Below are 17534 nucleotides of genomic sequence, written 5' to 3' on the forward strand. Positions count from 1 at the left end.
GTCAATCCTTTCGAAGGGCCGTGATGGTTACGGCATCCGGGGTGGTTTGGTTTACTGCCGGAACAGTGGAACCCGGCAGGGAGGCAGCGGCGGCACCATGGGCCACCGCCTGGCGAAGGCAGTCGGCAGGGGCGGCGCCCCGGCCGTGGGCAAGCAGGTAGCCGGCAAGAGCGGAATCGCCCGCGCCTACCGTACTGACCGCGGCGACCGGCGGGTGCGTGGCCAGCCACGCGCCGTCGGCCGTAACAAGGACAGCTCCCTTGGAACCGAGAGTTGCCAGCACAGCACCCACACCGGAACGTACGACGGCGGCTGCGGCGGCCGCGGCAGCAGCCGGGTCCGCTTCCAGTTCGTCACCGGAGGCCGGGGCGAAGCCGGCGGCTGCGGCCAGCTCCGCCAGTTCCTCGGCATTGGGCTTGAGGAGGTCCGGTTTCCCGGAACCTGTGGTTGTTCCGCCGCCGGTGCCTGGTCCGCCGCTGGTTCCGGCGTCAGAGGCGCCGTTGCCAGTCAACGCGGCGGCCAGGGGCGCCCCGGAGGAGTCGACGGCGATCAGCGGCGCAGTGCCGTTGCCCGCCTCCCGGATCCGCCGGGCCACCGTGGCGTAGAAGTTGTCCGGGAATCCAGGCGGCAGCGAGCCGGCCAGGACCACCCAGCTGGCACCGCGGGAGCTTTCCAGCAGCAGCTTGACGAGGGCTTCCTGCTGGTCGGCGCCCAGGACGGGGCCGGGTTCGTTGATCTTGGTGGTCACGCCGCCGGGCTCGGTGAGCGCCACGTTGGTGCGCAGCGGCTCATCGATGGGGAGCGAGACGAAGGGAACTGCGCTTTCACGCAGGCCGGCGAGGACGGGATCGCTGTCCGCCCCGGGGAGGACGGCAAGCGACTCCAGGCCGGAAGCCACCAGTGCACGGGAGACGTTGACGCCCTTACCGCCGGACTCCTGGCGGACGGAGACGGCGCGCTGCACCTCACCCCTTTCCAGCGGGCCCGGGAGGGCGACGGTCCGGTCAAGGCTGGGGTTGGCCGTGAAGGTGATGATCATGCGACCACCACGTCTACGCCGGCATCTTCCAGGGCGGCTGCGAGCTCAGGTCCGGGTTCACTGTCTGTGATCAAGGTGTCCAGATCTTTCAGGGAGGCGAACTGGACCAGGGTTTCCGTGTCCAGCTTGGAGGAGTCGGCCAGCACCACAATGCGGCGTGCCGACTGGACGAAGGCTGCCTTGACGGCTGCTTCTTCAGGATCGGGAGTGCTGACACCAAAAGTGGCGTGGATGCCATTGGTGCCGATGAACGCTATGTCGGGGCGGATGCGGGCGGCGGCGTTCACGGTTGCCTGCCCCACGGCCACCTGGGTGATTCCGCGGACCCGCCCGCCCAGGATCTGCAGGGCAACGCCGGGAACGTTGGAGAGCTTGCTGGCGATGGGGACGGCGTGGGTGATGACCACCAGTTCGTGGTGGGGTCCGTTCCCGTCGGAAGGTTCGACGGCGGTGCGCCGCGCCAGCATGTCTGCCAGCACCTCGGTGGTGGTGCCGCCGTCCATGAGGACGCTGGCGGACGAGTTCCGGGGGATCAGGGCCAGGGCGGCTTCGGCAATCCGGATTTTTTGGTCCGGCCGCTGGATGGCCCGGTCAGTAACGCTTTCCTCGGTGGTGCTGAAGCGGTCTGCCGCTACCGCGCCGCCGTGGACACGGCGGACAGTGCCGGCATTTTCCAGGGCTGCAAGGTCCCGGCGGACTGTTTCGGTGGTGATACTGAAGCGCTCAGCCAGCAGGGTCACACTGACCCGGCCACTGCCGGCGACAAGCTCGGCAATCTTTTGCTGGCGCTCCTCGGCGAACACGTACCCTCCGTTGCGTAGGTCCTGCTGTTTCTGTTGCCTTGCGGGTTCCCGACATCGACGTGACTGGCATCACATCGATGTTGGGTTACTTGACTTTATCTTTGCTTCTGTTGGTTTGTCAATGGAAACCAACATGAAACAATATTTGCGTTTCTTTGGGGGACGTTGCCGGGAATGGCGAAAGCCGGGCTGGACAGGTTCTGTCCAGCCCGGCTTTCCGGGTTTTCATCGACGCCTCTCCGGGCACCTGCCCCGAATTGCGCCTTGCTTAGACGCCGCCGTCGCGGCTTTCGTGCCGCGTGATGCGCTCGCCGGTATTGGGGTCAATGACGGAGCGGGACTCGCTCACGCGGCGGCTGCGGCCGGGGGAAGCGAGGATGAGCGAAGCGATAAGTCCGATCACGCCCACGGCCATCAGGATGTAGCCCACCAGCTGCTGGTCCACGAATGGAATCAGCCCTGGAGCAACGGCCCAGGCAAGGATGGCGCCGAGGGCGATGAGGAAGATTGACGAGCCGATTCTCATGACTTGCTCCTTAGGGCCGCGTCCTGCGCGGCGCTGGTAGGGCCTGACGGAAAGGTGGTGCGTACACTTCGAAAGCTAAGCCTGCTGTCTGTCAAGCGTCACGCTACCTCCCTGTGATTCCGGATTCAACGACCCGCCCGGGACGGCGCGGTTCCATGGCTAGGCTTGTCCGGTGGAAACAGTTGTGTGGTCCAGGCCGGAAGGGCAACGCGCCGGCACTCCCTTACTGGTGATGATGCATGGATACGGGACGGACGAGTCGCGGATGGTGCGCCTGTTCGAGTACCTGCCGCAGGAGTTCACCTTCGCGGCGCTGCGGGCCCCCATGCCCATCGGCGACCACTGGGGCTGGTTCCTGCTCGACTACTTCCTGGCCAACGACTTTGCGGACGTCATCTCGGCCGCCAACGCGGTGCACGCCTGGATCAGTTCCGTCAAGGACCGGCACAGCAGCGTCAGCCTCATGGGGTACTCCCAGGGCATGGCCATGGCCAGTACCCTCCTGCGGCTGCATCCCGAAGACTATAAGGCCGTCGTGGGGCTGTCCGGCTTCGTACTCAACAACGAGCTCCTCTCCGTGATGGATTCGTTCGAGGCCAAGCCGCCGTTCTTCTGGGGCCGGGACAAGGCGGACCTGGTAATTAACGAAGACGCCGTTGCCTACACCGCCGAATGGCTCGAAAAGAACACGCTGTTGACTGCCCGCACCTACCCGGGGATGGGGCACGCCATGTCCAAGGCGGAAATGGTGGACGTCAGCGCCTTCCTGCGCCATTACGTGCTGCGCTGACCCCTATGCCGCTGCATGGCCGTGGGCAGTTGTGTGAACGGCTAAAAAAACATTTGCAAGTCAAATTTGCAAGCGCTTACACTCGTCTACGGCCATGATCGGTCCTGCAGTGGGCGGGCAAGGAAGCGATGCTGTGCGCAAATGCGCCGGCAGCACCTTCCTTCAGGCTGTCCCGGCAGGGCCGGTAGTCCGCAACCCGAGAGGACACCGCACTGCTGATGACACAACAAACTGCAGCTGATACCGCCGCCTGGACCGGCGCGGCAGCAATCCTGTTTGACCTGGACGGGGTGCTGACGCCCACGGCCACTGTGCATGAGCGTGCCTGGCAGGAACTGTTCGACGGATACCTGGCCTCGCAGCCGGGGGTCTCCGGTTACAGCGAAAGCGACTACTTCGACCATATCGACGGCAAGCCCCGCTTTGACGGAGTGCGCGACTTCCTGGCGTCCCGGGGACTCACGCTGCCGGAAGGCCCGCTGGATGACGACCCTTCCAATGACACGGTCCAGGGCCTGGGCAACCGGAAGAACGCGATCTTCAACGACATCGTGAGCGCCGGCGTCGAACCGTTCGAAGGCTCGGTGCGCTTCCTCCAGGCTGCGCTTGAGCACGGACTTAAGGTCGCCGTCGTCTCCTCCTCCCGTAATGCCCCCGCCGTCCTGAAGGCCGCCGGACTCAGCCACCATTTCGCCGTCGTAGTGGACGGGGTGGTGGCCGCAGAGCGTGGCCTCCCCGGAAAGCCAAGCCCGGCCACCTACGAATACGCAGCCAAGCTGCTGGACCTGTCCAGCTCCGGGTGCGTGGTGGTGGAAGACGCCGTGTCCGGCGTGCAGGCCGGACACGCGGGATCGTTCCACTCGGTCATTGGCGTGGACCGGGGCGCAGGGCGGCAGACGCTGCTCGATGCCGGAGCCACCCTGGTGGTCAACGACCTCCAGGAACTTCTTCCCTAAACCCGCCGCCAGAAACCCCGTTGCCTTCCCCCGGGCAACCCCTGCTGCTTCCCCGGCAGCACCAATTCGAATACCGCATTCCCCCGAATATTCCGTGCCGGCCCGCCCGCCCGCACGGCATCGCCAAAAGGACCCCGACCATGGCACTGATCACCGCGGACCGCGAACGGTTCCCCGACACCCCCTGGCAGCTCGTTGAAACGCGCCATGAATCCGAAAACGCGGGAACGCTTGAGACCCTGTTTGCCCTGGGCAACGGGCACCTGGGCATCCGGGGTGCCCATTGGGCTGCGGCCGACGCCGAACTCCCGGGCAGCTTCATCAACGGGCTGCACGAAATCTGGGACATCAAGCACGCCGAGAATGCGTTTGGGTTCGCCCGGACGGGGCAGCGCATCCTCTACATCCCGGACGCCAACAACTTCACGGTGGTGGTGGACGGGGAAAGCCTGAGCCTGGCCGAATCCGAGGTCGTCGACTACCGGCGCAGCATCGACTTCTGCACCGGCATCTACGAATGCCGCATCACCTGGCAATGCCGGTCCGGCGCCGTGGTGACCACCACGGAACGGCGGGCCGTTGGCTTCGCCTCCCGCGGCAGCCTTGGTATTTCGCTTGACGTTGCCACGGACCGCCAGGTCTCCCTGGACGTCACCTCCTCCGTCATCAACCGGCAGGACCAGCCGGTGGAAGACCACTCCGTGCATGATCCGCGCCGCGCGGGCCGCCACGCCGGGCGCGTGCTTTTGCCCGTGCGGCTCGACGGCGGCGATGGCTCCCTGCGCCTGTCCTGGGAGGCCTCCGAATCAAAGCAGCGCGTGGGGATCGCGGTTGACCACTGGACGTCCCCCGGGCACCAGCCGTTCGAGACTCTGGTGGACCAGGACGACAGCAGCGTCCGGTACGTCCTGGCAGTGGATGCCGCCGAGCCGTTCCGGCTGGAAAAGAGCGTCAGCTACGCCGCCGGCCGCACGGTGCAGGACCCTGACGTCGACGCAGCTGCAGTGGCCGAAGAGGCGCTGCGCCCGGTGAATGACATCTTTGCCGAGAGCGAAGCCCATTTCCGCGGCTACTGGGCCACATCGGACATTGTGGTTGAGGGCGGCGGGCCCGGCATGCAGCAGGCTATCCGGTGGAACCTGTTCCAGCTGGCGCAGGCCACCGCGCGCGCCGATGTTGCCGGCATCCCTGCCAAGGGCGTGACGGGCTCGGGTTACGAGGGGCACTACTTCTGGGACCAGGAAGTGTACCTGTTGCCGTACCTCACCTACACCAATCCCGACGGCGCCCGGCAGGTTTTGGAGTTCCGCCACGGCATGCTGCCCGAAGCCAAGATCCGCGCCAAGGAACTGAGCGTTGACGGCGCCCTCTTCCCGTGGCGCACTATCAACGGGCTCGAGGCCAGCGCCTATTACGCCGCCGGCACCGCGCAGTTCCACATCGCGGCCGCCATCGCCTTTGCCACCAACAGGTACCTTTGGGCCACCGGCGACGCCGCCTTCCGGGAAGGAATGGGTGCGGAGCTGCTGATCGAGACCGCCCGGATGTGGATCTCCCTGGGCTTCTTCGGCAAGGACGGCCTCTTCCATATCCACGGCGTCACCGGCCCTGATGAGTACACGGCCGTGGTGAACGACAACCTGTACACAAACGTGATGGCCCGCTTCAACCTGCGTGCCGCCGCCGCGCTTGAGCATGCCGAAATCACCAACGAAGAGCGCCAGATGTGGGAGGCCGCGGCCAGCCGGATGCAGCTTCCGTTCGACGAGCGGATGCAGGTGCACTCCCAGGACAATGACTTCATGACCCTGGAGGCCTGGGACTGGACCACGCCGAGGTCCAAGTATCCGCTGCTCCTGCACTTCCACCCGCTGGTGATTTACCGCCACCAGGTCCTCAAGCAGGCCGACACGGTGCTTGCCATGTTCCTGCAGTGGCAGGATTTCACGGCGGAGGAAAAGCAGCGCGCCTTTGACTTCTACGATCCCATCACTACGGGCGACTCCACCCTGTCCGCCTGCGTCCAGGGCATCATGGCCGCCGAGGTGGGCTACTTCAAGGAGGCCCTGGACCACTTCACCAACGCCGTGTTCATCGACCTCGACGACACCCACGGCAACACCATCGACGGCGTGCATATCGCGTCCACAGGCGGCGTATGGAGTTCCCTGGTGTGCGGTTTCGCCGGTCTGCGCGACCAGGGCCCGGTCCCGTTTTTCGATCCGCGCCTGCCTGGACAGTGGGAAGGGCTTGCTTTTCACCTGAAGATCCGCGGCCGCCTGCTGCTGGTCCGGCTTTCTGCCGACGCCATTACGCTCACGGTCCAGGAGGGCGAACCCCTGGAGGTGGACGTCCGCGGCCAGCGGTTGATGGTCACGGGCCAGCCCGTGCAGGTGCACCTGGAGCGCATCCCGGAGCCGGAGCCCACGGTCTTCCCGAGCGGACCACCGACGGCGAGCATTCCCGTGGTGCGCGGCAGAAGCTAGGTTCACGGGTGCGTGCAGGGGCGCGTTAGCCTGCCAGGAGGGTGGCGGCTTCCTGGCGGGTGGTGCCGGAGTCCTGGATGCCGTCGGCGATGTGGGCGAGTTCGGCGGGGATGTCGCGGCCTTTTTTGCGCATGGCGGTGGCCCAGAGCCGGCCGGCGCGGTAGGAGGAGCGGACCAGGGGGCCGGACATGACGCCGAGGAAGCCGATTTCCTGGGCTTCGTGCTGGAGGTCCACGAATTCCTGGGGTTTGACCCAGCGGTCCACGGGCAGGTGCCGTTCGGAGGGGCGCAGGTACTGGGTGATGGTGATCAGGTCGCAGCCGGCTGCGTGGAGGTCGCGGAGTGCTTCGCTGATTTCTTCGCGGGTTTCGCCCATGCCCAGGATGAGGTTGGACTTGGTGACCATGCCCAGGTTCCGGCCCTGGGTGATGACGTCCAGGGAGCGGTCGTAGCGGAACGCGGGGCGGATCCGCTTGAAGATCCGGGGCACGGTTTCGACGTTGTGCGCGAAGACCTCGGGGGCGGAGTCGCAGATGGCCTTGATGTGCTCGGGTTTGCCGGAGAAGTCCGGGATGAGCAGTTCCACGCCGGTGCCGGGGTTCAGTTCGTGGATTTTGCGGACGGTTTCGGCGTAGAGCCAGACGCCTTCGTCTTCCAGGTCGTCGCGGGCGACGCCGGTGACGGTGGCGTAGCGCAGCTGCATGGATTGGACGGAGCGGGCCACCTTGGTGGGTTCGAACCGGTCCAGGGGTGAGGGTTTGCCGGTGTCGATCTGGCAGAAGTCGCAGCGGCGGGTGCATTCGGAGCCGCCGATCAGGAAGGTGGCTTCCTTGTCTTCCCAGCATTCGAAGATGTTGGGGCAGCCGGCCTCTTCGCAGACGGTGTGCAGGCCTTCCTTTTTCACCAGGTTCTTGAGTTGGACGAATTCCGGGCCCATCTGGACCTTGGCCTTGATCCACTCCGGTTTGCGTTCCACCGGGACCGCAGCGTTGCGCTGCTCAATCCGCAGCATCTTCCGGCCTTCAGGTGCCAATGTCATGGTTGTTTCCTTTGCTTGCTTGGGGATTCGCGGCAGGTTGTTGCCGGTCAGCATTCGACGACGTTGACGGCGAGGCCGCCCATGGCGGTTTCTTTGTATTTTGAGGACATGTCCTTGCCGGTTTCGCGCATGGTGATGATGACTTCGTCCAGGGACACGCGGTGGGTGCCGTCGCCCCAGAGCGCCATTTTCGCGGCGTTGATCGCTTTCGCGGCCGCGATCGCGTTCCGTTCGATGCAGGGGACCTGGACCAGCCCGCCGATCGGGTCGCAGGTCAGGCCCAGGTTGTGTTCCATCGCGATTTCCGCGGCGTTCTCCACCTGCGCCGGGGTCCCGCCCATGACCTCGGCCAGGCCCGCGGCCGCCATCGAGGACGCCGACCCCACCTCGCCCTGGCAGCCGACCTCGGCCCCGGAGATCGAGGCCTGTTCCTTGTACAGCACCCCCACCGCGCCCGCGGCCAGCAGGAACCGCACCACCACCGCGTCCCGGTCCTCCTGGGTGGCCTTGTCCATGCCCGGGGCGAAATGCAGGGCGTAGAACAGCACCGCGGGGATGATCCCGGCCGCCCCGTTCGTCGGGGCGGTGACCACCCGCCCGCCGGAGGCGTTCTCCTCGTTCACCGCCAACGCCACCAAATTAACCCACTCCTGCCAATACCTGGCATCGAACGGGCCCGCGTCCCACGCCGCATCCGTCTCCTCTTCCCGGTTCCGGTCCGGGGCGCCCGCGGATTCCTTCTTCAACCGGTCGTACCAGTCAGGGGCGCGGCGGCGGACCTTCAACCCGCCCGGCAGCACCCCCGCCCGCCTCAACGAGGCGGCCACGCAGCCCTCCATCACCGACCAGATCTGCAGCAACCCCGCCCGGATCTGCTCCTCGTCCCGGGAGGCTTTTTCGTTCACGAGCATCACGTCGGCGATGCCCAACCCGGTCACCGCGCAGTGCCCCAGCAGCTCCGCCGCGGTCCGGAACGGCAGCGGCAGCTCCTGTTTGGACGCGTCCAGTTCCTGCTGCGCCGCGTCCTCCTCGCCCTCCCGGACGATGAACCCGCCACCCACCGAGAAAAACGTCGCCGCATGCAGCACCTCCCCGGCCGCATCAGTGACCGTGAACGTCATCCCGTTCGTGTGCCGCGGCAACACCGTCAACGGCCGCAGCACCATATCCTTCACCCCGTACGGCAAGGCCACAGCACCGGCCAGGTTCAGCACCCCGGTCTCCGCGATCGAGGCCAGCCGCTCCTCCACCTCGGCGGGCAGGATCAACTCCGGATGGAACCCCTCCAACCCCAACAAAACGGCGGTCATCGTCCCATGCCCATGACCCGTCGCCGCCAACGACCCATACAAATCAACCCGCAACCCCGCCACATCACCCAGGACACCCAGGCCCTTGAGCTCCTCAGCGAACACCGCAGCAGCCCTCATCGGCCCCACAGTATGCGAAGACGAAGGCCCAATCCCGATCGAAAACAGGTCAAAGACACCAACAGCCATAACTAAATCCTTACTGAAACTGTGGTTCGGTTGGTGTGGCCGGGCTTGGGTGGGCGGCAGCGGAATTCCTCCGCGTGCTGGCTCGTTCCTCGCCTCTGACGCACGCTTCCGGATGCCCCGCCCACTCCGAGGGTCTGTCACCAAGGCGACATGCCCACGAGGGGCCGGCGGAGCCGGACTTTTCGAAAGCCTGCGTCAAAGCGACGAAGGAGCAGCAGGCGTGAAAATGTCCGGTCCGCCGAGCCCGTTAGCGATCACGATCCCTCAGGACAGGGGTGCCACGCCCGGGTAGAGCGGATGCGCTGAAGCCAGGGCCTCGACGCGGTGACGCAGACCGGAGAGGTCGGCGTCGGCGTCGGCGATCAAAGCTTGGGCGATGATGTCCGCAACCTCGCGGAAGGCGTCCTCGCCGAACCCGCGGGTGGCCAGTGCGGGCGTGCCGATGCGCAGGCCTGAGGTGACCATCGGCGGGCGGGGGTCGAAGGGAACGGCGTTGCGGTTGACGGTGATGTCAATGGCGGCGAGCCGGTCTTCGGCCTGCTGCCCGTCGAGGTCGCAGTTGCGCAGGTCAACGAGGACCAGGTGCACGTCGGTGCCGCCCGAGATCACGCTGATGCCCTTGGCGGTGACGTCCGGCTGGACCAGGCGTTCCGCCAGGAGGCGGGCACCGGCAAGGACTCGCTCCTGCCGCTCGCGGAACTCTTCGGACGCTGCGATCTTGAACGCCACGGCCTTGCCGGCGATCACGTGCTCCAGCGGGCCACCCTGCTGACCGGGAAACACAGCCGAGTTGATCTTCTTGGCGATGTCGGCGTCGTTGGTCAGGATGATGCCGCCGCGCGGACCGGCCAGGGTCTTGTGCGTGGTGGACGTGGTGACGTGGGCGTGCGGGACCGGCGACGGGTGCAGCCCTGCCGCGACAAGCCCGGCGAAGTGCGCCATATCCACCATCAGGTAGGCCCCCACGGAGTCGGCGATCCGGCGGAATTCTGCGAAGTCCAGCTGGCGGGCGTAAGCGGACCAGCCGGCCACGATCAGCTGCGGCTTGTGCTTCTGGGCCAGCCGTTCCACCTCTGCCATGTCGATGGTGTGGGTGTCCTCGCGGACCTGGTACGGGACCACGTTGTAGAGCCTGCCGGAGAAGTTGATCCGCATGCCGTGGGTCAGGTGGCCGCCGTGCGCCAGGTTGAGGCCCATGATGGTGTCGCCGGGCTTGATCAGGGCGTGCATGACGGAGGCGTTGGCCTGTGCACCGGAGTGTGGTTGGACGTTGGCGAACCCGGCGCCGAAGAGGTCCTTGACCCGGTCGATGGCGAGTTGCTCGATGACGTCCACGTGCTCGCAGCCGCCGTAGTAGCGCTTGCCGGGGTAGCCTTCGGCGTACTTGTTGGTCAGGACCGAGCCCTGGGCCTGCATGACCGCAGCGGCCGTGTGGTTCTCGGACGCGATCATCTCCAGGCCGTCGCGCTGGCGGCCAAGCTCGTCGTCAATCTTCGCGGCAACCTCAGGGTCCAGGACGGACAGGTCGGCGTTCAGGCTTGGGGAGGCCACCTGCTCGAAGGCGCCCACTTCTGCCGGGGCGCTCACAGCTCGCCGCCGTTTGCTGCTGCGTATTCCTCTGCCGACATGAGCGGGCCTTCCTCGGTAACGGCCACCTTGAAGAGCCAGCCCGCACCGTAGGGATCGCTGTTGATCAGGGCGGGGTCCGTGACCACGCCGTCGTTGATCTCGGTGACCTCACCGGTCACGGGGGCGTAGAGGTCGGAGACGGATTTGGTGGATTCCACCTCGCCGCAGGTCTCGCCGGCCGTCACGGTGGAGCCGACCTCGGGGAGGTCCACGTACACGATGTCGCCCAGGGCGTCGGCAGCAACGGCGGAAATCCCGATCCCCGCTGGGCCGGATCCGTCAACAGCAACCCACTCGTGCTCGGCGGAGTACTTCAGTTCAGAAACAACTTTGCTCATTGTCTACTTTCCTTCTCTTCAAAACCTGTTGTGGTTGGGCGAAATCGATTTACTTCTGGCGCTTGTAAAAGGGGAGGGGGACGACTTCGAAGCGCTCGGGCTTGCCGCGGAGGTCGATGTCCAGGACGGTCCCGACTTCAGCAAATTCGACGTCGACGTAGGCCATGGCGATGGGGTATCCGAGGGTGGGGGAGGGCTGGCCGGAGGTTACTTCGCCCACCAGGGTGCCGTCCTTGAGGACGGGGTAATGGGCGCGGGCAGCGCGGCGTCCGGCACCCTTGAGGCCCACCAGCTTCTGCCCGATGCTTGAACCGACTCCTGCGGCCTTGATGGCGGCCAGGGCGTCCTTGCCTACGAAGCCGCTCTCCTTCGCCAGCGACACCACGGGGCCCAGGCCGGCCGCGTAGGCGTTGACGTGGCGGGAGAGTTCGTTGCCGTAGAGCGGCATCCCGGCTTCGAGGCGGAGCGAGTCGCGTGCGGCCAGTCCGGCTGGAACCAGGCCGGAGCCGTCGCCGGCCTGGAGCAGGGCCTCCCACAGTGCGGGGGCGTCCAGGTTGGGAACGTAGATCTCGAAGCCGTCCTCGCCGGTGTAGCCGGTCCGGGCCACGAGCAGGTCCTGGACCGTACCGTTGACGGCGATGCCCACCTCGACGGCGGCGTAGTACTTGAGCCCGGTGAGCAGTGCGTGCTGTTCGGCCGGGACCAGCGTCAGGAGGATCGCTTCGGAATTCGGTCCCTGGACGGCGATCAGCGAGGTGTCGGCGGAGGCGTCCTCCACAGTGACGTCGAAGGCGGCGGCGCGTTCCAGCAGTTCCATGGCCACCACTGCGGCGTTGCCCGCGTTGGGCACCACCAGGTACCTGTCCACGCCCTCTTCGGGGGATGGCCGGCGGTAGGTGATGAGGTCGTCGATGATGCCGCCATCGGCGTTGCAGATCAGCGAGTACTTTGCCTTGCCCACGGCCACCGCGGACAGTTTGCCGGCAAGGGCGTAGTCCAGGAACGCGGCGGCGTCGGGGCCGGTCACCCAGACCTCGCCCATGTGGGAGAGGTCGAACAGGCCGGCCGCCCTGCGCACGGCATGGTGTTCCGCGAGTTCCGACTCGTACTTGAGCGGCATCTGCCACCCGCCGAAGTCCGTGAACGAGGCCCCGGCCTTCTTGTGCTGCTCGAAAAGAGCGGTGTAGTTCTCAGTCATTGGAAGTCCTCAGTTCTCAAATTCGGCTGTGCTGTCCTCGAACGCTTCGAGGGGCGGGCAGGAGCAGACCAGGTTCCGGTCGCCGGCGGCGCCGTCGATCCGGCCGACGGGCGGGAAATACTTGTCCTGGCGGAGCGAGGCAACGGGGAAGGCCGCCTGCTCCCGCGGGTAGGCGCGGTCCCAGTCAGAGCTGACGACGGCGGCGGCCGTGTGGGGTGCGTTGCGCACCGGGGATGCCTCCAGGGTGATGTCGCCGCTGGCCACCTGCTGGATCTCGCCATGAATGGTGATCATGGCCTCGATGAAGCGGTCGATCTCGGCCAGGTCCTCTGACTCGGTGGGCTCCACCATCAGCGTGCCCGCGACAGGGAACGAAAGGGTGGGGGCGTGGAAACCGAAGTCGATCAGCCGCTTGGCCACGTCCTCGGCCGTGACTCCCGTCTTCGCCGTGAGTTCGCGCAGGTCCAGGATGCACTCGTGCGCCACCAGCCCGCCTTCACCGGTGTAGAGGACCGGGAAGTATTCGTTCAGGCGGGACGCGACGTAGTTGGCCGCCAGCAGCGCGGACTTGGTGGCCTCGGTCAGGCCCTCACCGCCCATCAGCTTCACGTAGGCCCAGGAAATCGGCAGCACGCCGGCCGAACCGAACCGGGACGCCGAGATCGCCACACCGTGCCCGGCTTCGTGCGCCGCCTTGTTCGCGTCGCCCGGCATGAACGGTGCCAGGTGCGCCTTGGCGGCAACGGGCCCGACGCCGGGTCCCCCGCCGCCGTGCGGGATGCAGAAGGTCTTGTGCAGGTTCAGGTGGGACACGTCCCCGCCGAACTGGCCCGGCTGGGCCAGCCCTACCAGGGCGTTGAGGTTGGCGCCGTCAACGTACACCTGGCCGCCCGCGGCGTGGATCGCGTCACAAACTTCGCGGACATCCCCATCGTAGACACCGTGGGTGGAGGGGTAGGTGATCATGATGCAGGACAGGACGTCCTTGTTGGCCTCGATCTTGGCCGTCAGGTCGTCGTGGTCGATGGTGCCGTCGGCAGCCGTGGCCACGACGACCACCTTCATGCCCGCGAGCACGGCGGAGGCGGCGTTGGTGCCGTGCGCCGAGGCCGGGATCAGGCAGACGTTGCGCTGCTGCTCGCCCCGGGAATGGTGGTAGCCGCGGATCGCGAGCAGCCCGGCGAGTTCGCCCTGCGAGCCCGCGTTGGGCTGGATGGACACCTGGTCATACCCGGTGATCGTGGTCAGGTCCGCTTCCAGGCCGGCGATGAGTTCGCGCCAGCCTTCGGTCTGGGAGTCCGGGGCGAACGGGTGGATCGAGGCGAACTCCGGCCAGGAAATGGCTTCCATCTCGGCCGTGGCGTTCAGCTTCATGGTGCATGAACCCAGCGGGATCATGGTGCGGTCCAGCGCCAGGTCGCGGTCCGAGAGCTTGCGGATGTAACGCAGCAGCTGGGTTTCAGACCGGTGCGTGTTGAAGACCGGGTGCTGCAGGTAGGCCGAGGTGCGCACAATGGTGTCGGGCAGTTCGAATCCCTGGGCGTCACCCACCGGACCGGCGCCAAAGGCGACGGCGACGGCGGAAAGTGTTGCCGCCGTCGTCGTCTCATCAACGGAGACGCCCACCGTGTCCGGATCGATGAAGCGCAGGTTGATGCCGCGGGCTTCAGCGGCGGTGATCACCTTGGCGGCCTTGCCCGGAACGCGGACGGTGAGGGTGTCGAAGAAGGAGTCCGTGACCAGTTCGCGGCCCAGTGACGTGAGTGCTGTTGCCAGGACCCTGGCCTTGTCGTGGACGGTCTCTGCGATCGCCTTCAGGCCGTCGGGGCCGTGGTAAACGGCGTAGAAGGAGGACACGATGGCCAGCAGCGCCTGGGCGGTGCAGATGTTGGACGTGGCCTTCTCGCGGCGGATGTGCTGCTCGCGGGTCTGCAGGGCCAACCGGTAGGCAGGCGTGCCGGCGTTGTCCTTGGAGACGCCCACGATCCTGCCCGGGAGGGTACGTTCCATTCCCTTTTGGACGGCCATGTAGGCGGCGTGCGGCCCCCCAAAGAACAGCGGCACGCCAAAACGCTGGGTGGAGCCGACGGCAATGTCCGCGCCCTGCTCGCCCGGAGGTGTGATCAGTGTCAGGGCCAGCAGGTCCGCAGCCACGGTGACCAGCGCGCCCCGGTCCTTGGCAGCGGCGATCACGGCGGATTGGTCCCACACGCGGCCGGAGACCCCGGGCTGCTGCAGCACGACGCCGTTGATGTCGCCGTCGGGCAGGCCCTTGGACAGGTCGGCGACCTCCACCTCGAAGCCGAGCGCCTCCGCCCGGCCCAGCACGATGGCGATGGTCTGGGGGAGGCAGTCGGCGTCGAGCACCGTCTTGCCGTCCTTCGCTGCCTTGGACTTGTTGGCGCGGCGCATCAGCAGCACGGCCTCGGCCACCGCCGTTGCCTCGTCCAGCAAGGAAGCGTTGGCTACCGGGAGCGCCGTCAGGTCCTGCACCATGGTCTGGAAGTTCAGCAGCGCCTCAAGCCGGCCCTGGGAAATCTCCGGCTGGTAGGGCGTGTAGGCGGTGTACCAGGCCGGGGATTCCAGGATGTTGCGGCGGATCACCGGCGGAGTCACGGTGTCGTAGTAGCCCTGGCCGATCATCTGGACTGCCGTCTTGTTCTTGGCGGCAAGCTTCCGCAGTTCCGTGAGGACTTCAACCTCGCTGAGGGCGTCGGTCAGCTTGAGCGCAGTTTCCTGGCGGATGGGCGCGGGGACGGCCACGTCAACCAGGCCATCCAGGCTGTCGTAGCCGATGGCCTTGAGCATGGTGTCGATGTCGGCCTGGCGGCGCGCGCCGATATGGCGGTCAACAAACGATGTTGGATGCGAATGAATCGTCATGAGGAACTCCAGATCTGGCCGGCCGAAGGTGGCACGGCGTGGGATGGGTTCCTCCCCGCTCTGTATTGGACCTGAGAGATTCCGCGTTGCCTGCTGTTGGCAGGGGACCGCTTGCACCGTCGGTGAACCAGGCAGAAGCCTGATTGCTTTCCAGAGTCGCCTCGCCGTGACGGTACGGGGGCCTGAGAGATTCCTGGGGAGGATTTGCTCCTACGGCGCCTGACCGGTGTTTCGCCGGGAGGACTCTCCCGTCACAGCTCGAAAGGCTTATTCAAATGTGGGTGATTCGGCTCACAAGGTACCGGGATAGACCCGTCCGTGGCAAATCGGGCGGCTTCCGTGCGGGGCTCGAGGGGCACGTGACGCCGTTCTTCCCCGCTTGTGTCGGGAGGGGTTTGACATTCGATCGTGACGGACACCACACTGAACCCCGGGATTGGCGCCGCCGGTGGCTGGCTCAGCGTATCCGGAGCAGCCCACCAGTCGGCGCCTGTCCCATTGCATGACCGGCCGTGGCCCAAAAAGCCTGCGGCTTCCAACTGAATACGCCTTCGACCTGCGGCGGGAGAGCCCTGCCGGGTACATCCAGCAGGCGCCGTAGGAGCAAACCCTCCCCAGGAAACTCTCAGGCCCACGTACCGCCGCGGACAGGCAACTCTGGAAAGCAGCCGGGCATGACCCTGGCTCACCGGCGGTGCAAGCGGCTTTTGCTGCGGAAACTCTCAGGTCCACTACAGAGCGGGGAGGAACCAAATCTTTTGCGGCACCCAAAAGCCGCTTTATCGATGGAGTTCCTCATGGCGATTCATCCCCCCACGTCCAACGGCGAACCAGCCCGCACCCCGGGCGCTGCCACGGCAGCCCGCAGCGAGCCTCCCCACCTGGAGCGGCAGCTCACCAACCGGCATATCCAGCTCATCGCCATCGGCGGCGCGATCGGCACTGGCCTGTTCATGGGTTCCGGCAAGACCATCTCCGCTGCCGGCCCATCCGTGATCTTCGTATACATGATCATCGGCTTCATGCTTTTCTTCGTCATGCGGGCCATGGGTGAACTGCTGCTCAGCAACCTGAACTACAAGTCCTTCAGTGATTTCGCCGCCGATCTCCTGGGGCCGTGGGCCGGATTCTTCACCGGCTGGACGTACTGGTTCTGCTGGGTGATCACCGGAATCGCCGACGTCATCGCCATCGCAGGGTACTCAAAGGAACTTTGGCCGGCGCTGCCACTTTGGATCCCGGGCCTGGCCACGGTGGGCATCCTGCTCCTGCTGAACCTCGCCACCGTCAAGGCGTTCGGCGAGACCGAGTTCTGGTTCGCCCTCATCAAGATCGTCGCCATCGCAGCCCTGATCATCGTGGGACTCTTCATGATCTTCACCGGTTTCGGTTTCCAGAGCGACGCGGGCACCGCAAGCTTCACCAACCTGTGGAGCCATGGCGGGTTCTTCCCCAATGAGTTCATGGGCTTCGTGGCCGGATTCCAGATCGCAGTCTTCGCCTTCGTAGGCATCGAACTGGTGGGAACCACCGCCGCCGAGGCCAAGAACCCCGAGCGCACGCTGCCCAAGGCCATCAACGCCATCCCCGTCCGCGTGCTGCTCTTCTATGTCGGTGCGCTGGTCATCCTGATGGCGGTCACCCCGTGGACCCAGTTCGCCGCCGGCCACAGCCCCTTTATCGGGATGTTCTCCCTGGCCGGCCTCGGCGCCGCGGCCACGGTGGTCAACCTGGTGGTCCTGACTTCGGCGATGTCCTCCGCGAACTCCGGCATCTACTCCACGTCCCGCATGGTCTTCGGCCTGGCCCAGGAAGGCGATGCCCCCGGTATCTTCAGCCGGCTCTCCACGAGGAAGGTGCCCAGCAACGCGCTGTTCCTGTCCTGCGTCCTGCTGCTGTCCGGCGTCGTACTCATGTATGCCGGCCAGGATGTTGGCATGGCCTTTGAAATGGTGACCACGGTGTCTGCGGTCTGCTTCGTCTTCGTCTGGTCGATCATCCTCGCCAGCTACATCTCCTTCCGGCGCCGCCGGCCGCACCTGCATGCGGCGTCGAAGTTCAAGATGCCCGGTGGCATTCCCGCCGTGTGGGTGGTGTACGCATTCTTCGCCTTCGTCCTTTGGGCCCTTACCACCCAGCCCGACACTCTCGTTGCACTGCTGGTAACCCCCATCTGGTTCGTCATCCTGGGAGTGGCTTGGGCCATTCTGCGGCGCCGTCCCGCCCACCTGGCCCGCTTCGAGGTCTTCCGTGCCGAGCTTCAGGCAGACCAGGCCACTGCCGCGCGCAGCGGCGGCCAGGACGCCGGGGCGGCGGGGCGCGAGGTCCAGCAGGCCGGGAAGTAACGT

General features: G+C 66.1%; 13 protein-coding genes and 2 riboswitches. Of the genes, 4 read left to right on the forward strand and 9 right to left on the reverse strand.

Annotated features, from left to right (window positions below):
• Window position 1: 1 nt before the first annotated feature.
• The 3 genes from FB478_RS20145 to FB478_RS20155 all read right to left on the reverse strand — a co-directional run bounded on the left by FB478_RS20145 (window position 2) and on the right by FB478_RS20155 (window position 2368).
• Complete coding sequence (locus tag FB478_RS20145) at window positions 2-1039, reverse strand: 1-phosphofructokinase family hexose kinase (protein ID WP_018769658.1); 1038 nt, start codon at window positions 1037-1039, stop codon at window positions 2-4.
• Window positions 1036-1842: a DeoR/GlpR family DNA-binding transcription regulator gene (locus tag FB478_RS20150; RefSeq protein ID WP_056391029.1), complete on the reverse strand. Its 807-nt coding sequence runs from the start codon at window positions 1840-1842 to the stop codon at window positions 1036-1038. Before FB478_RS20150 ends, FB478_RS20145 begins: the two co-directional genes overlap by 4 nt.
• Window positions 1843-2110: 268 nt before the next feature.
• Window positions 2111-2368, reverse strand: a complete 258-nt coding sequence (locus FB478_RS20155; protein ID WP_018769660.1) for a DUF6458 family protein — start codon at window positions 2366-2368, stop codon at window positions 2111-2113.
• A 172-nt stretch (window positions 2369-2540) separates the two neighbouring features.
• Between FB478_RS20155 and FB478_RS20160 the strand changes: the two genes are divergently transcribed.
• The 3 genes from FB478_RS20160 to FB478_RS20170 all read left to right on the forward strand — a co-directional run bounded on the left by FB478_RS20160 (window position 2541) and on the right by FB478_RS20170 (window position 6600).
• Window positions 2541-3158, forward strand: coding sequence for an alpha/beta hydrolase (locus tag FB478_RS20160; RefSeq protein ID WP_056391027.1), 618 nt, complete (start codon window positions 2541-2543; stop codon window positions 3156-3158).
• 218 nt (window positions 3159-3376) lie between these two features.
• The gene (locus tag FB478_RS20165) at window positions 3377-4114 is read left to right on the forward strand and encodes an HAD family phosphatase (protein ID WP_144601430.1); all 738 of its coding nucleotides are present in this window, start codon (window positions 3377-3379) and stop codon (window positions 4112-4114) included.
• Window positions 4115-4254: 140 nt separating this feature from the next.
• Window positions 4255-6600, forward strand: a complete 2346-nt coding sequence (locus FB478_RS20170) for a glycoside hydrolase family 65 protein (protein ID WP_144601431.1) — start codon at window positions 4255-4257, stop codon at window positions 6598-6600.
• Window positions 6601-6625: 25 nt separating this feature from the next.
• Here the strand turns inward: FB478_RS20170 and lipA are convergent, their stop codons facing one another.
• From lipA to gcvP, 6 genes are all read right to left on the reverse strand, one after another.
• Window positions 6626-7639, reverse strand: a complete 1014-nt coding sequence (gene lipA / locus FB478_RS20175) for a lipoyl synthase (protein ID WP_144601432.1) — start codon at window positions 7637-7639, stop codon at window positions 6626-6628.
• A 47-nt stretch (window positions 7640-7686) separates the two neighbouring features.
• A complete protein-coding gene (locus tag FB478_RS20180; protein ID WP_144601433.1) occupies window positions 7687-9138 on the reverse strand; it encodes an L-serine ammonia-lyase in 1452 nt (483 codons plus the stop codon).
• Between the two features lie 264 nt (window positions 9139-9402).
• On the reverse strand, window positions 9403-10725 hold the full coding sequence (gene glyA / locus FB478_RS20185) for a serine hydroxymethyltransferase (protein WP_144601434.1): 1323 nt from the start codon (window positions 10723-10725) through the stop codon (window positions 9403-9405).
• Window positions 10722-11105 (reverse strand): glycine cleavage system protein GcvH, encoded by a 384-nt coding sequence (gcvH, locus tag FB478_RS20190; protein ID WP_018772259.1) that lies wholly within the window; start codon window positions 11103-11105, stop codon window positions 10722-10724. Before gcvH ends, glyA begins: the two co-directional genes overlap by 4 nt.
• A 49-nt stretch (window positions 11106-11154) precedes the next feature.
• On the reverse strand, window positions 11155-12303 hold the full coding sequence (gcvT, locus tag FB478_RS20195) for a glycine cleavage system aminomethyltransferase GcvT (protein ID WP_144601435.1): 1149 nt from the start codon (window positions 12301-12303) through the stop codon (window positions 11155-11157).
• 9 nt (window positions 12304-12312) lie between these two features.
• The gene (gene gcvP, locus FB478_RS20200; RefSeq protein WP_144601436.1) at window positions 12313-15186 is read right to left on the reverse strand and encodes an aminomethyl-transferring glycine dehydrogenase; all 2874 of its coding nucleotides are present in this window, start codon (window positions 15184-15186) and stop codon (window positions 12313-12315) included.
• 160 nt (window positions 15187-15346) lie between these two features.
• A riboswitch (glycine riboswitch) is annotated at window positions 15347-15447 on the reverse strand.
• 291 nt (window positions 15448-15738) lie between these two features.
• A riboswitch (glycine riboswitch) is annotated at window positions 15739-15837 on the forward strand.
• Between the two features lie 146 nt (window positions 15838-15983).
• Here gcvP and FB478_RS20205 point away from each other — a divergent pair.
• On the forward strand, window positions 15984-17531 hold the full coding sequence (locus FB478_RS20205) for an amino acid permease (protein ID WP_261377482.1): 1548 nt from the start codon (window positions 15984-15986) through the stop codon (window positions 17529-17531).
• Window positions 17532-17534: the final 3 nt, after the last annotated feature.

Origin of the sequence: Arthrobacter sp. AG367, assembly GCF_007828995.1 — a bacterium.
Taxonomy (GTDB): Bacteria; Actinomycetota; Actinomycetes; order Actinomycetales; family Micrococcaceae; genus Arthrobacter.

Excerpts from the sequence above, each read along its gene's own strand:
- lipA (WP_144601432.1), bottom strand. The coding sequence starts at position 7,639 with ATGACATTGGCACCTGAAGGCCGGAAGATGCTGCGGATTGAGCAGCGC.
- FB478_RS20170 (WP_144601431.1), top strand. The coding sequence starts at position 4,255 with ATGGCACTGATCACCGCGGACCGCGAACGGTTCCCCGACACCCCCTGG.
- FB478_RS20155 (WP_018769660.1), bottom strand. The coding sequence starts at position 2,368 with ATGAGAATCGGCTCGTCAATCTTCCTCATCGCCCTCGGCGCCATCCTT.
- gcvP (WP_144601436.1), bottom strand. The coding sequence starts at position 15,186 with ATGACGATTCATTCGCATCCAACATCGTTTGTTGACCGCCATATCGGC.
- FB478_RS20205 (WP_261377482.1), top strand. The coding sequence starts at position 15,984 with ATGGCGATTCATCCCCCCACGTCCAACGGCGAACCAGCCCGCACCCCG.
- gcvT (WP_144601435.1), bottom strand. The coding sequence starts at position 12,303 with ATGACTGAGAACTACACCGCTCTTTTCGAGCAGCACAAGAAGGCCGGG.
- FB478_RS20180 (WP_144601433.1), bottom strand. The coding sequence starts at position 9,138 with ATGGCTGTTGGTGTCTTTGACCTGTTTTCGATCGGGATTGGGCCTTCG.
- FB478_RS20145 (WP_018769658.1), bottom strand. The coding sequence starts at position 1,039 with ATGATCATCACCTTCACGGCCAACCCCAGCCTTGACCGGACCGTCGCC.
- gcvH (WP_018772259.1), bottom strand. The coding sequence starts at position 11,105 with ATGAGCAAAGTTGTTTCTGAACTGAAGTACTCCGCCGAGCACGAGTGG.
- FB478_RS20165 (WP_144601430.1), top strand. The coding sequence starts at position 3,377 with ATGACACAACAAACTGCAGCTGATACCGCCGCCTGGACCGGCGCGGCA.